Origin of the sequence: Phenylobacterium sp., assembly GCF_035276905.1 — a bacterium.
Classification (GTDB): domain Bacteria; phylum Pseudomonadota; class Alphaproteobacteria; order Caulobacterales; family Caulobacteraceae; genus Phenylobacterium.
In genome coordinates this window covers 1-13,437 of record NZ_DATELG010000395.1, presented here as the reverse complement: position 1 = coordinate 13,437, position 13,437 = coordinate 1, and the positions used below count along the sequence as shown (strand labels likewise).

The window sequence follows — 13,437 nt, the reverse complement described above, 5'->3', positions numbered from 1 at the left end:
ATAGCATGATCCGCCGGGGCGGCCGGCTCAGCCGCCCGACGCGCCCAGGGGCGTGGTGAAGCCCTTGAAGCCATATTGGTCATGGTCTCCGAAGATGGCCTGCTCGAGCACGCCATGTCCGACCTCGTCCCCGATCCGCGCCCTCACCACCACCTGGGTGTGCTGATACTGGGTCGCCGTCGGATCGATGTCCGCGAGGTTCCAATGCTCGCTCGTGATGGCCTCCTCGCCCTTCCACATGCCGTGCGCCCAGGTGGGATGGTTGTAGCCAATGCCGTACATGTGAAAGCGCAGCAGCGCCTCGAGCTTGATGGTGAGGGTTTGATCGCCGTCGATCAGATCGATCTCGCCGCCGCTGACGAAACGGCTCTTCGGGTCGTCGAACCTCAGCCGGTGCCTGCCCGCCTTGATCTCGCGGAACCCTGAAGGGTCGAGCGTGTCGAACGGCTCACGGATGTCGTAGACGGGGAAGATCTGCGCAAAGTCCTTCTGGCTCCGCCCCTGGGCGTTCTCCCACGTGCCGTAGTGGGTGCACATGTCAGGCCAGATGATCGGCGCCCAGAGGTAGAAGGCCTGCGAGGGGATCATCGTATAGGCGCCGCCCGGCGGCTCGCCGCACATGCGCCAGCCCCAGGACCGGTCGCGGATGCCGTAGACGTTGTCGACCTCCTGCCGCCGGCCCTTCACGTCGATGTAGCCGCTCCACCGACCGAATTGGGTGTAGCGCTTCATCTGCATGGTCATTCGGATCTTGGGCCGAACGAAGTCGGTCGGCTCCTCGTGAACGGGCGTGCTGCCGGTGAAGGTCAGATCGGCGGTGACGCCGGTTTCGTTGTCCGCAATGGTCACGCGGATCACGCGCATCAGCTCGACGATCTCCAGCTTGAACGGTCCGACGACCATCTCGGAGCGGTCGAGCGGGCAACGCCGTGACGCGCGGAAGCTGTCCTGCGTGCCGTCCTTGCGCACGATGCTGAGCGCGCAGTCCATGACCTCGCGGTTCGGATACATCGCGAAGGCGATTCCGAAGTAATATTCGCCGTCGGGTGAGAAGCCGTTGAACCAGTAGCGGCCATAGGCGTCGCGATCGCTGGTGGCCAGATAGGCCAGCGACTCGGTCGTCTGCTGAAGCGGAAGGTCATCGTACTTGATGAGCATGCGACACTATCCCGGTGGATGGCCAGAAATTGCAGGCCGTTCAGATAAGCTCGTCAGCGAATGAAATCCTCGGCGCCAAGCTCCAGCGCTTGGAGAAGGTGCCGCTTGCCCATGGTCGCGAACAGCTGATCGCCCCGTTCGGTCCGGTCCACGAAGACCATCCCAACGACGGCGGTCATGACCCCAAGGAATGTCGCTCGGCGATAGTCGTCCCAGCACGTCTCCCACGAATAGCCCTCGACCCCGGCCGCAAGGAGCTTCCCATGGTAATCGCGGACGATATCCTGCTCCACGGGGCGGCGATCCTCCGGAAGCAGGCAACCGCCGAGAAAATAGGCGAGATCCCGCATCGGGTTGCCGACGATCAGCGTCTGCCAATCGACCAGGAAGGTGCGATTGGGCTCGACGCTGTCATCGACGAGCAGGTTGTCGAGCCGATAGTCGCTGTGGATCAGGCAGTAGGCCTTCAATTCCGGCGGCTCGCTCGGGAAGACCGGTGTTTCGGCAAGCCTTCGCAGAACCCGAAGCTCGTCCTGGTCCAAGCCGCCCGCACAGCGCTCCAGGAATTGGGGATATCCAGTCTTGTAGCTCTTGCGGATAAAGGCGTTGTACTGGTCGACGTCGCCGTTGCTAAGCCAGTCGAAGTCCAGCATTGCCGGATTGCGCCAGCTCGGCGCGTGCAGGCCGACGAGATCCAAGACGGAGCGCCTGGCGACAGCGGGGCTGCAGCCCGCGATCTGATCGCCTTGGCGCGCGGGACTCACGTCCTCCAGCAGAAGGATGAAATCCGGACCATTCCCGTCAATGTCGGCGTAGAAGCATTTCGGCGTGCTGACCGACAGCTGCGGCTGCAGGATGCGGTAGAAATTGATCTCCCGCAGGTAGGTCTTGTATTCGGCGGCGACCTTTCGGTGCTCAGGGTCGGTCGACGGGAACTTGCCGACGATCGAGCGGGGAAACGACGGATCAGGCCGCTCATACTCCAGCTCGAACCGATAGGCGCGCGCGGCCTGGCCAGTGCCGACGCGACCGGTCGAGACGCTCTTGACGGTGGCGTCCGTCAAGCCACCCGCGCGCAGCGCTTCGGTCAGCCAGGCGGCTGAAACCTGTTCGGCGTCGGGAATGGCGAGGGCTTGGGACATCGTCTCTCTCTTGGCGCCGCCGCGTCGCTGCGGCGCGCGCCCGACGCCGTCGCTACCGGCCCAACACGCGATTAGCTCGATCAAAAGTTGGACTTTGACTAGGGCGAAACGCCGTCCAAGGCGGGACAAATCAGGGATGCGATTATTGGCCTGCACGCCCGGCCGCGCCTTGCTGACGGCGGGCGACCGCGTCAGTAGCCTTGAGGCGCAGTCAATGCAGCGCTTGAGCGCGCAAGCGCTCCGGCGCGCCAATGGCGACACCAACCGGCGAAATCGATGAGATCGGAGCCTTGTCTGATGCAAGCCAGAACGCCAAACGTGACGCCGCTGCCGGGCAAGCCCGCGCTCTTGATCGGCGCCTATGAACCCAGCGACGTCGGCTACACGGCCAGCGAGTTCGTGATCTCGGGTGAAGCGGCCTCCTACGCCATGTCCGAGCCGGCTTCGGCCGATGGGCATTGGCGCGCGGCGGAGGACGATACGGCCGATTACGCCACCCGCATCGTCGTCTGGCGTCCCACCGACCCGGCGCGGTTCGATGGGACGGTGATCGTCGAGTGGCTGAATGTGACGGGCGGCGTCGACTCTCCCGCGGACTGGCTGATGTTGCACCGTCAGGTGCTCCGGGCTGGCCACGCCTATGTGATGGTGTCCGCCCAGCAAGTCGGCGTCGAGGGCGGCCCAAGCATCATGGGACCGGACAACTCGCTCAAGAAGGTCGCCCCGGAGCGATATGGGCCTCTGCACCATCCGGGCGACGCCTTTTCCTTCGACATCTTCTCCCAGGTCGGTCGCCTGGCGTGCCGCTCCAGGTCCGACGGGGTTCTCGGCCCGCTCGAGCCAAAGCGGATCCTCGCCGTGGGCGAGTCGCAGTCGGCCACCTTCCTGACCACCTATGTCAACGCCGTGGACCCGCTGGCCGAGGTCTACGATGGCTTTCTTATCCATTCACGGTTCGGCGGCGCGGTGGAGCTCAGCGGAGCCATGGATCCGGGCGGACCGGCGTGGAACGGCGGGGTTCAGCTCCGCCCGACCTTGCGCGTTCCGGTCATGACCTTCATCACCGAGCTCGACCTGCTCGGCTTTCCAGGCATGGCGGGCTTCCACGCCGCGCGGCAGCCGGACACCGAGCGCCTGCGTGTCTGGGAGCTGCCTGGCGCTTCGCATGCGGACAACTACACGATCCTCGTCTCGCCCATCGACACCGGCTCGGCGCCGCTGGAGGACCTGGCCAAGGCCTACGCCCCGAGCGCCTCGATCATGGGAATGGGCGTCAATGCGCCGATCAACTTCGGGCCGCAGCATCACTATGTCGTCCAGGCCGCGCTGAACGCCCTCGACCACTGGGTTCGAACCGGCGAACCGCCGCCGCGATCGCCGCGGATTGAATTGACCGACACGGCTCCGCCACAGGCCGTGCGCGACGAGCACGGCATCGCCAAGGGAGGAATCCGCACGCCCTGGACCGACGTTCCCGCCGCCCGCCTGTCCGGCGAGGGCGACCCGGGCCATCTGATGGGCGCGCTGTTCGGAACCTCGGAGATATTCAGCGGGCAGAAGCTGAAAGCCCTCTACCCCGGGGGCAAGGCGGACTACCTGGAGCGGTTCGAAGTCTCGCTCGATGAGACGATCGGGCAGGGGTTCATCCTGCCGGCTGATCGCGCCGAGATCCTGGGGCTCGCCGCGCTCATGTACCCGGTCCAGCCGCAATAGGCGGCGCCGGTCACGGCGGCTATTCGCGGAACGCGATTCCGCCGTTGACGCCCCAGATCTGTCCGGTGATCCACTCGGCGTCATCGGACAGCAGGTAGGCGATGGTCGCCGCAGGGTCCTCGGGTTGGCCCAGACGCTTGATGGGCATGGAGGCGATCATCTTCTTGCGCATCTCCTGGCTGAACGCAGCCTGTCCCGCCTCGGTGAGGATTGCGCCCGGGCTGACGCAATTGCACCGGACGCCGCGCACGCCATAGGTGTTCGCCACGTGCCGGGTGATCGAGTTGAGCGCCCCCTTGGAGGCGCCATAGACGACACGAACGGATTCGCCCGCCGATGCGCCCGGCGAGGTGATGTTGACGATCGATCCGCCACCGGTCTCGACGAGATGAGGCAGCGCATACTTGATCATCAAGGCCGTGCCGATGACGTTGCCGTGCAGCACGATCTCCCAGACCTTCGGATCCATGCTCAGGATCTCGACGTCGCGGCCGTGGTACTCCGCCCGCCCCTCGTAGGCGACGTTGACGAGGCCATCCAGCCCGCCATAAGCGCCGACTGCGCTGGCGACGAGGGTCTCGATGGTTTTCTCGTCATGCAGGTCGAAGAAGCCGGCCGCCGCCGTCCCGCCGGCCGCCTGAATGTCCTTCGCAACCAGCTCCGCCGCGTCGATGCGGAAGTCGCCGAGGAAGACGTGGGCGCCTTCCTGTCCGAGCCGCCGCGCCGTAGCCGCCCCAATGCCCGTCGCGCTGCCCGCCACAAGAATGCGTTTGCCCGCCAGTCCCCGCATGCATCGCTCCAAACGCCAAGAAATCGGTCCGGCCTCGCCGCGGACTTCGAAATCGGCGACGGGCGGACCGAACGCTGGCGAAGCGCGCGCCATTCCGTCCTCCGAGCGAAGGTCGCCGCGGGGGGCAGGTTGCAGGCTGAGGTATCCGCCAGTCCGCCGGACGGCGCCGCAAGAATGCGCTCGGCTCGCGTTACAAATCACATGCATGATGTCTCGGGGGAAATCCGGAGCGGAGATTGACCGGCGGAGTCGCCCCATCAGAATAAAACCTAAATTCAAACTCGGGCCCCGCGCCCGGGATAAAAGGGGGGATTCTGATGCTGCGAGAAAAGCCCAGTCCCAGGTGCGAGCGCCGTCTGCGCTCGCTGTTGCTGGGAGCCGCGTCGAGCGCGCTCCTCGTCGTTCCGGCCGCGGCCCAGGAGGCTCGGCCGGGCGTCCTGGGCGAGGTGGTCGTCACCGCCCGCAAGCGTCAGGAATCAATCCTCAACGTGCCGGTGATCACCACGGCCGTGGGCGCCGCCCAGCTGGACCGTCTGCAGGTGACGAACCTGCGGGCCATCACCAGCCTGGTTCCGGGCCTCCTGATGGGCGAGCAGACCGCCACCTCGGGGATCCAGATCTCTCTGCGCGGAGTCGGCACGACGACGATCGACCCGGGCGTCGACCAGTCCGTGTCGCTGAACATCGACGGCCTGCAACTCAGCCAGGGGCTCGCCCTGCAGAGCGGCATGTTCGATCTGGCGCAGCTCGAGGTCTACAAAGGCCCCCAGTCGCTGTTTTACGGAAAGAGCAGCCCGGGCGGCGTGATTTCGCTGCGCACCGCCGATCCGACCGACAGGTTCGAACTGATCCTTCGCGGAGGATATGAGTTCGAGGCGCGCGAACAGCAGGAAGACTACATCATCTCAGGCCCTGTGACGCACGACCTCAAGGTGAGGCTCGCCGTTCGCCACTCCGATTCCCAGGGCTATTTCCGCAACCTCGCCGTCGCCTATCCGAACTCCGGGGCGCTCACGCCCGACGACGACCACTTCAACGCCACACGGCGCAATCTCATGCGCATGACGGTGCTCTGGAACCCTGCCGACAATCTCGAAGGCCGGCTCAAGCTCAACTATGACCGCGACCGCATCAAGTGGGCCAACACCAACGAGCTGACCAATTGTCCGGAAGGCCTGCGCGAACTCAGCCCGGGCAAGCCCTACCGCAATCCCGCCGACACCTGCAGCCTCGACCAGAACGCCTACATCGTCGGCATGGACCCGAGCGCCTGGCCCGGCATCCCGTTCCACGGCGTGCCGACGCTTGATCAGGCCCAGCGCTACGGCACGCTGGAATTCAACTACCGGCCGGCGCCCCACATCACCGTCACCTCGGACACCGGCTATTACAGCGTCCGCACCGAGACCCTGATCAGCAGCACCGGCGCGAGCTACTTCGGCACGCCGATCGCCTCGCAAAACGACTATCACCGTCAGGATCTCACCCAGGAGCTGCGGGTCAACTCCGACTACGCGGGGCCCTTCAACTTCACCGCCGGCGGGTTCTACCAGGACGGCGACGTCTTCCTGCAGATCACCCAGCGAAGCAATCTGTTGTCCGGCTTCGGCCTTGCGCCGATCCGCGGCGCCGGCACGCAGGAGATCCAGATCGCGTCGCGTTCGCTGTTCGGCCAGCTGCGGTACGACATCCTTCCCAGGCTCGAGCTGGCCGCCGGCGCCCGCTGGACCAGCGAGCGGCGCAGCGACACGGCGCGCAACCTGCTCGCCGGGGGCGCTTTCGTTCCGCTGAAGACCCCGGCGATCCAGTCGAAGAACCTGTCGCCCGAGCTCACCGCGACCTATCGGCCGACAGACGACCTGACGCTCTTCGTTTCATGGAAGAAGGGCTACAAGTCCGGCTCCTTCAACATCACGGTGCCGGCGAACCCGAGCGACGAGCTGTCCTACGGGGACGAGACCGTCGAGGGCTTCGAAGGCGGGGTCAAGGGCCGCTTCTTTGACCGGCGTCTCGCCGTCAGCCTGGCCGCCTATGACTACAAGTACACGAACCTTCAGGTGGGCGCGCTCGTCCAGCCGACGCCCGGACAGATCAATCTGATCTCCCGCACCGTCAACGCCGCGTCCTCAAAGGTCTACGGCGTAGACTTCGACGCCACCTATCTGACCCCGATCGAGGGCCTGGTTCTGCGCGGCGCGCTCAACTGGAACCACGCCAGGTATACGACCTTCAACAACGCCCCCTGCTGGGGCGGCCAGACCCAGGCCCTGGGCTGCGCCGGCAACTTCAACGCCTCAGGCCTCGCCCAGACGCAGGATCTGTCGGGCCTGCCGCTGATCCGTGCGCCGGACTGGCAGGGCAACATCGGCATAACTTACGAGACGCCGCTGTCGCACGGGCTGAGCCTGGCGATCGAGAGCAACACCCAGTTGTCGTCCAAGTACTACACCTTCCTGGCGCGGACGCCTTCGGCCATCCAGGGCGCCTACGCCAAGGTTGATCTTAGCGTGACCCTGAAGGGTCCGGAGGATCGCTGGGAAGTGTCGCTGGCCGGCCGCAACCTCAACAACAAGCTGACGACCGGCAATTGCGGCATCAACAACGCCGAGGGCGGCTTGCTGGGCCTGCCGACGTCGCTGGCCGGCCAGACCACGGGCGGCAGGACGAGCGGCCCGGCCGGCCTCGGCGAAACCTCATGCTACGTTGATAGCCCGCGGGAGGTTTGGCTGACCCTGAGTTGGAAGCCGTTCGCCGGGCGCTGACGCGGGGCAGGGGCGGCGCGCCGCCCCTGCCGGTTCGCTGCAGCCCCGTCGATCGCAACAAAGGCGCAAGCTCGTTTATCTTTGACCTAGGCATCTGCAGCAGCTGAGACCTCCCCATGGCGATCGATCACGAAGGCATACCGTTCCCCATCACCGACCCCGAACGGATCGCCGCCAAGCGCTACTACGACGAAGAGTTCTACCGGCTTGAGTGCGAGCGGCTGTGGCCGCACGTCTGGCAGATGGCCTGCCGCCTGGAACAAATCCAGAATGTCGGCGACTGGATCGAATACACGAACCTCGACAAGTCGGTGATTGTCGTCCGCACCAAGGACGGGGTGAAGGCCTATCACAACGCCTGCCGCCACCGCGGCGTGAAGCTCGCCCGCGGCCACGGCAGCTGCGAGGTGCAGGGCTTCACCTGTCCCTTCCACGGCTGGCGCTGGAACATCGACGGCAAGAACACCTTCGTCTACGGCCGTGGGCTGTTCAGCGAGCGGCAGCTCGAGCAGGCCGAGCTGGATCTGCCGCAGTGCCGCATCGAGACCTGGGGCGGGTGCGCCTTCATCAACTTCGACGACGACGCCCCGTCCTTCCGCGAAACGATCGGTCCGGTCGCCGAGCGGCTGGAAGCGCACAACCTGCACAGGACGCGCGCCGAATGGTGCTACGCCACCATCCTGCCGGCGAACTGGAAGCTGGCCATGGAGGCCTTCATGGAAGGCTACCATGTGATGCGCACCCACCCGCAGCTGTACCAGGTGGCCGACAGCCTTTTCCGATCCATGTACGAGATCAAGTCGGACGCCGCGGGCAAGGGGCCGCCGAGCTTCGGCAACGCGAGCGTCCGCGAGATGGTCAAGGCCTACGTCGAATATCTGAACGTGATCGGCGTCGGCATGGCCGGCATGGCGCACGCCAAGGACGTCGAGATCGCGCGCAGCATTTCCGACGTCGACCTGCCCGAGGATCCGGCCGTCGGCTTCCCGATGTGGCTGCAGATGCTGAGCGACGAGGTGACGAAGCAGGGCCGCGCGCGCGGCGAGCCGACGCCTGACCTGAACGTCGTCGGCCGCACCCATCCGGTCAACGCGGTGGAGTACATCTTCCCGCACATCTTCTTCCTGCCCACGCTCTCGAGCTTCGCGGCCTATCGCACCCGCCCGCTCGGGCCGGAGAGCTGCCTGTTCGAGATCTGGTCGCTGACCCTGTTCCCGGAAGGCCAGGAGCCGGCGCCGGTGATGGATCCCGTGGTGCTGCCCTACGACAGTCCCGACTTCCCGCCGATTCCGCAGCAGGACTACTCGAACATTCCGCGCCAGCAGGAAGGCCTGCACGCCGGCGGCTTCGAGTACATGCGCCTCAGCGGCAAAGTGGAGGGCCTGATCGGGAATTATCACCGCGTGATCGACGGCTTCCTCTGCGGCGCGCCGCCGAAGAAGCTGGCGGCGGCCTCGAGCCTGCTCGGCGGCAACTTCGACGGTCCAGTCCTGGAGCTGGGGCTCTAGTGTCCCGATCCCGCAGTTCGCCTGCGCCTGTGGCTGGCTCCGACGAGCTTCGGGATCGACAAGGACATTAGACAAGTATTTGTTTTCTAGTGTGTTTTTCGGATCTGAAGTTCGCTCCGGCGCACAATCCAGGCGCAGGCGAACTTCAGATCCAGCACACTAGCCGTGGACAGCGCGAAGGCCTGAGCAGGATGGAAATGGCGAACGTCGCGGCCCGTGCAGCGCCCCAGGAGCTGTCCTCGGCCTATCCGCGCAGCTCGTTGGCCTGGTACGTCGCCGGCGTTTTGGCGGTGGCCTTCTGGGTCGCCTACCTCGACCGGATGGTCATCACGCTGCTGACCCCGGCGCTGAAGGCCGACCTTCATTTGTCCGACACCGGCGTCAGCTTCCTGCAAGGGCCCGCCTTCTCGCTCTGCTTCGCCGTCGCCGGGCTGCCGATCGGCCGGCTGGTGGACCGCGCCAATCGGCGGAACATCCTCGTGGTCGGCATCCTGACCTGGAGCGTGGCGACCCTCTGCTCGGGCCTCGCGTCCAGCTACTGGCAACTGTTCAGCGCAAGGATGGGGTTGGGCATCGCCGAAGCCTGCCTGAGCCCGGCGGCCTATTCCATGCTCGCGGACCTGTTCGCGCCCAGGGCGCGGGGCCGCGCCAGCGGCGTTCTCATGGGCGCGATCGCGCTCGGGACCGCGTCCTCCCAGATGCTGACCGGCGCGCTGCTGAAGGCTCTGCACGGCACGACGACGGTCTCCGCCCCGATCCTGGGCGACATCGCCGCATGGCGGCTCGCCTTTATCGTCTTCTCCGTTCCCGGCTTCCTGGCCACGCTTCTGGCCATGACGCTGAAGGAGCCCGCCCGCCGTGAGCTGGCGGCCAGCCAGCCGTCGAGCTTTCTTCCGCACCTGAAGCGGCATTCCGGGCTCTATATCCCGCTGTTCGCCAGCTATGCGCTGAATCAGCTCTTCATCTTCGCCTATCTTTATTGGGGCCCGTTGGTGTTCGTGCGCACCTATCGCCTGTCGGTCGCCGACGCCGGCATCCTGTCCGGCGCGATGCTGGTGATTTCGGGCCTGATTGGCGGAGTGACCGGAGGATTTCTATCCGACGCCCTGGTGGCCCGTCACCCGTCGGAGGGGCGCCTGCGCATCGTCTGCGCCATCATTCCCATGCAGATCGCGGCCGCCGCGGTTTTCGCCTTCGGCGGGAGCCTTCCGGTCGCGATCGCCGGGTTCACGATCATCAAGATCCTGTCGCCGCTGATCTCCGGGGTGACCAACGTCATCATGCAGGACCTGTGGCCGGACCACATGAGAGGTCAGGCCGTCGCCCTGCTGGCCCTGATGAGCAGCGCCGTTGGCAGCACGCTTGGCCCGATCGCCCCGGCCGTCTTCACCGACTACCTGTTCCGAGACGAGAAGATGCTCGGGCCGGCCCTGCTGATCGTCGGCATGCTGTCCTTGGGCGCGAGCCTAGCGCTGGGCCTCGCCGCCCTCGTCGCCTTGCGACGGAGCCGCGGCCTCGCCCAGCCTTGAGCCGAAGAGAAGGAGGCCGCCCGACGGCGGCCTCCCGGATCTGCTTCAGAACTTGTACTCGGCCCGGACGCCGAACGTGCGCGGGTCGCCGTAACTGACGGCGTCGGAGAAGTTGGTGACGAGCGCCATCGCCAGATAGGACCTGTTGGTGAGGTTCTTGCCCCAGGCGCTCAGCCGAAGCCGCGGCGCGGCGGCCGGCGAGAACGAGAGTTCGGCGTCGAGCGTGGCGTACGCGCCTTGCCTGATCCGGTTGGTGGGCTCCAGGCCATAGGTGTCGCTGTAGGCGACCGAGGCGTAGGCGCCGACGCGGCCTGCGGCGATGTCGACCTGGTAGTTCGCCCGCACATTGCCGCTCCACTTCGGCGAGCGCAGCAAGGGCTTGCCGCTCAGATCGAGAATGATCGGATCGTTGCCGAAGCCGGTCGGCAGGTAGCCCTGGGCGTTCGGGAACTTGACGTAATGGGCGTCGAGGTAGGACACGCCCGCCGAGAAGGTGAGCTCCGGCGTCGCGGCCCAGTTCGCGTCGACGTCCACGCCCTTGCCCCGGGACGAGGCGGCGTTCTGGGTCTCGTAGTTCGGGGCCACGTAGGCGACGACCTGAAGGTTGTCGTAGTTGTAGTAGAAGCCGGAGATGTTCAGGGTCAGGTTGTCGGCGAGCCTGCCCTTGTAGCCAATCTCGTAGGAGCTGATGATCTCGGGATTGACCGGCGCCTGGTTGAAGTCCGACGTATTGATCAGGCCGCCCTTGAAGCCCTTGGTCCAGGATGCATAGAGGTTCTGATTGGGCGCAACCTCGTATCGCGCGGTGATCCGCGGCGAGAAATTCGACCATGTCGCCGGGTTGCCGGGGTAGGGGCGCACGACCGGGTCGGTGACGGAGTTGGAGTCGGCGATCTGCCGCTCATGCGTGAAGCGGCCGCCGGCCGTGAAGACGAGCTTGTCGGTGACGTCGATGTTCACCTCGGCGTAGGCGGCCGCGATATCCTTCTTCACTTCGCCGACCTGGTACAGGACGGTGGTCGGCGGCAACGGCGCAGCCGGCGTAAGGTTCGGCGTTCTGAGGATGAACAGCCCCGGCCGGAACGAGTCATCGGCCCTCAGGTAAAGGGCGCCGGCCAGGAAGCTCACCCGTCCGAACTTCTTCGAGGCGAAGTTGATCTCCGAAACGAAGGTCTGCGCGCCCGCCTTGGCGTACCGGTACTCGCCGAAGTTGACCGGGCTCGTGTCGAGATCCTCCAGCGCGGTGACCCTGTTTCGCGCATAGGAGGCGACCACGTTCAGCGTGCCGGCCGGCAGATCGAACTCCCCGCGACCGCTGTAGCCTGAGGACTTGATGCGGTTGAAGATGCCGGGGTAGGCGGCGAACTGGTCCGGATCCGTGACGCGCGGCGCGGCAGGTATCAGCGCGTAGCCAATCGAGTTGTTGTTCAGGGGCGACGTCGCGTAGACGCTGGAGTCCTTCCGGTCCGTGTAGAAGCCGGTGAGGGTCAACTTCGCCCACGGCGCAGGCTGGTAGAGCACCTTGCCGCGGACGAGCTTGGAATCCAGGCCGCTGTCGCGCTCGCCCGTCGCCACATTGCGCCGGAAACCGTCGCGGTTCTCGTAGGCGGCCGCGAGGCTGACCGCCAAAACGTCGGTGACCGGCCCGCTGACGAACCCGCGCAGATTGACGTCGTTGTAATTACCGTAGCTCGCGCTGAACCTGCCGGTCGGTATAAAGCTCGGCGCCAGCGTATTGATGATGATCGCCCCGCCGGTGGCGTTCTGACCGTAGAGCGTGCCCTGCGGGCCCTTGAGGACCTCGATCTGCTCAACGTCCGGCAGGTCCATCAGCGCGGAGATCTGTTGCGGCTGGTAGATCCCGTCGAGGTACAGCGCCACGCTCGGGTTGTCGCCGACGTTGCCGCCCGTCGCCGTGACACCGCGGATCGCCGGCTGCAGGTTATTGCCGTAGAAGGAGATCGTCAGGCCAGGGGTGACGCGCGCGAGGTCGGCGGTGTTGTTGACGCCCGACTTCTGCAACGTCTCCGCCGGCAGCGCCGTGACGGTCATCGGCACGTCCTCCAGGCGCTCCGAGCGGCGTTGCGCCGTGACGACGACCTCCTGAAGCTTCGTGCCGGCGTCCGGCGCGGTCTGGGCGCTCGCCGCCCCCCCGAGCGCAAGGACGCCCGCGCAGGCCGTGGAGACGAAGAGTTGAAGGCGTCGGCCTTCGATTGGCCTATCCATAGGGGCCCTCCCGATCTTGTTTGGTTCGACCGCCGCCAGAGGCTCCGCCGGAAGCGCCAAGCGAGGCGGCGCACGTCACTAAAGTGGAGGTTTCTTTGATTTTAATTCGGGATCAACGTGGGCTCCCTTTCGGCCGCCCCGATATCCGATAGCGGATATCTGCGTTCCCCAGCGCCGCCTCGCACCCGCTGGCCGATCTGAAGGCCGCCCCATGAACGACAATCAGATCAACGGACTATGGGCACAACCTAATGCTTGCGCGCTGACGGCTCCTAAGGAGCTCGACAGCCGGCGCCGTCGCTTCAATGAATCCGGGCCACGCTCGAACGAATTCGGCCAGGCCGTCAGGCTGATTGACGCTGGTCGCCCGCGCCTGCGCCGCTGACGATGTCGATGAGGTGACGCTTGATCGCCTTCTCCGATCCCGTCCGCGGGATCTGGTCGTATGGCAGGACCGTGATCTGCTGCGGCACCTTGTAGGGCGAGATCTCCTGCCTCAACTGCGTCTTGAGCGCCTCGCCGTCGAGGACGTGACCGTCGACCGCGACCAGGACCGCGGCCACCCGCTCGCCCTTCACCGCATCGGGGATCCCGAAGACGATCGCCTCG

General features: G+C 65.8%; 9 protein-coding genes. 4 read left to right on the top strand and 5 right to left on the bottom strand.

Going from position 1 to position 13,437, the window contains the following annotated elements:
* Positions 1-27: 27 nt before the first annotated feature.
* Both VJS38_RS18980 and VJS38_RS18975 read right to left on the bottom strand, forming a co-directional pair.
* Positions 28-1,158: a hypothetical protein gene (locus VJS38_RS18980; RefSeq protein ID WP_324089712.1), complete on the bottom strand. Its 1,131-nt coding sequence runs from the start codon at positions 1,156-1,158 to the stop codon at positions 28-30.
* A 53-nt stretch (positions 1,159-1,211) separates the two neighbouring features.
* On the bottom strand, positions 1,212-2,300 hold the full coding sequence (locus VJS38_RS18975; RefSeq protein ID WP_324089711.1) for a phosphotransferase: 1,089 nt from the start codon (positions 2,298-2,300) through the stop codon (positions 1,212-1,214).
* A 297-nt stretch (positions 2,301-2,597) separates the two neighbouring features.
* Here VJS38_RS18975 and VJS38_RS18970 point away from each other — a divergent pair, with 297 nt between their 5' ends.
* The gene (locus VJS38_RS18970; RefSeq protein ID WP_324089710.1) at positions 2,598-4,013 is read left to right on the top strand and encodes an alpha/beta hydrolase domain-containing protein; all 1,416 of its coding nucleotides are present in this window, start codon (positions 2,598-2,600) and stop codon (positions 4,011-4,013) included.
* A gap of 19 nt (positions 4,014-4,032) precedes the next feature.
* Here VJS38_RS18970 and VJS38_RS18965 read toward each other — a convergent pair whose 3' ends face one another.
* Complete coding sequence (locus VJS38_RS18965; protein ID WP_324089709.1) at positions 4,033-4,896, bottom strand: SDR family oxidoreductase; 864 nt, start codon at positions 4,894-4,896, stop codon at positions 4,033-4,035.
* A gap of 224 nt (positions 4,897-5,120) precedes the next feature.
* On the opposite strand from VJS38_RS18965, the gene VJS38_RS18960 reads away from it, so the two are divergent.
* The 3 genes from VJS38_RS18960 (at position 5,121) to VJS38_RS18950 (ending at position 10,602) form a co-directional block, all read left to right on the top strand.
* Entirely contained in the window at positions 5,121-7,565 is a 2,445-nt protein-coding gene (locus VJS38_RS18960) for a TonB-dependent receptor (RefSeq protein ID WP_324089708.1), read from the top strand.
* 116 nt (positions 7,566-7,681) lie between these two features.
* The gene (locus VJS38_RS18955; protein ID WP_324089707.1) at positions 7,682-9,073 is read left to right on the top strand and encodes an aromatic ring-hydroxylating dioxygenase subunit alpha; all 1,392 of its coding nucleotides are present in this window, start codon (positions 7,682-7,684) and stop codon (positions 9,071-9,073) included.
* 197 nt (positions 9,074-9,270) lie between these two features.
* A complete protein-coding gene (locus VJS38_RS18950; protein ID WP_324089706.1) occupies positions 9,271-10,602 on the top strand; it encodes an MFS transporter in 1,332 nt (443 codons plus the stop codon).
* Positions 10,603-10,647: 45 nt separating this feature from the next.
* Here the strand turns inward: VJS38_RS18950 and VJS38_RS18945 are convergent, their stop codons facing one another.
* On the bottom strand, positions 10,648-12,828 hold the full coding sequence (locus VJS38_RS18945) for a TonB-dependent receptor (RefSeq protein WP_324089705.1): 2,181 nt from the start codon (positions 12,826-12,828) through the stop codon (positions 10,648-10,650).
* A 344-nt stretch (positions 12,829-13,172) separates the two neighbouring features.
* A partial coding sequence (locus VJS38_RS18940; RefSeq protein ID WP_414692468.1) for an AMP-binding enzyme occupies positions 13,173-13,437 on the bottom strand: 265 nt, incomplete at its 5' end.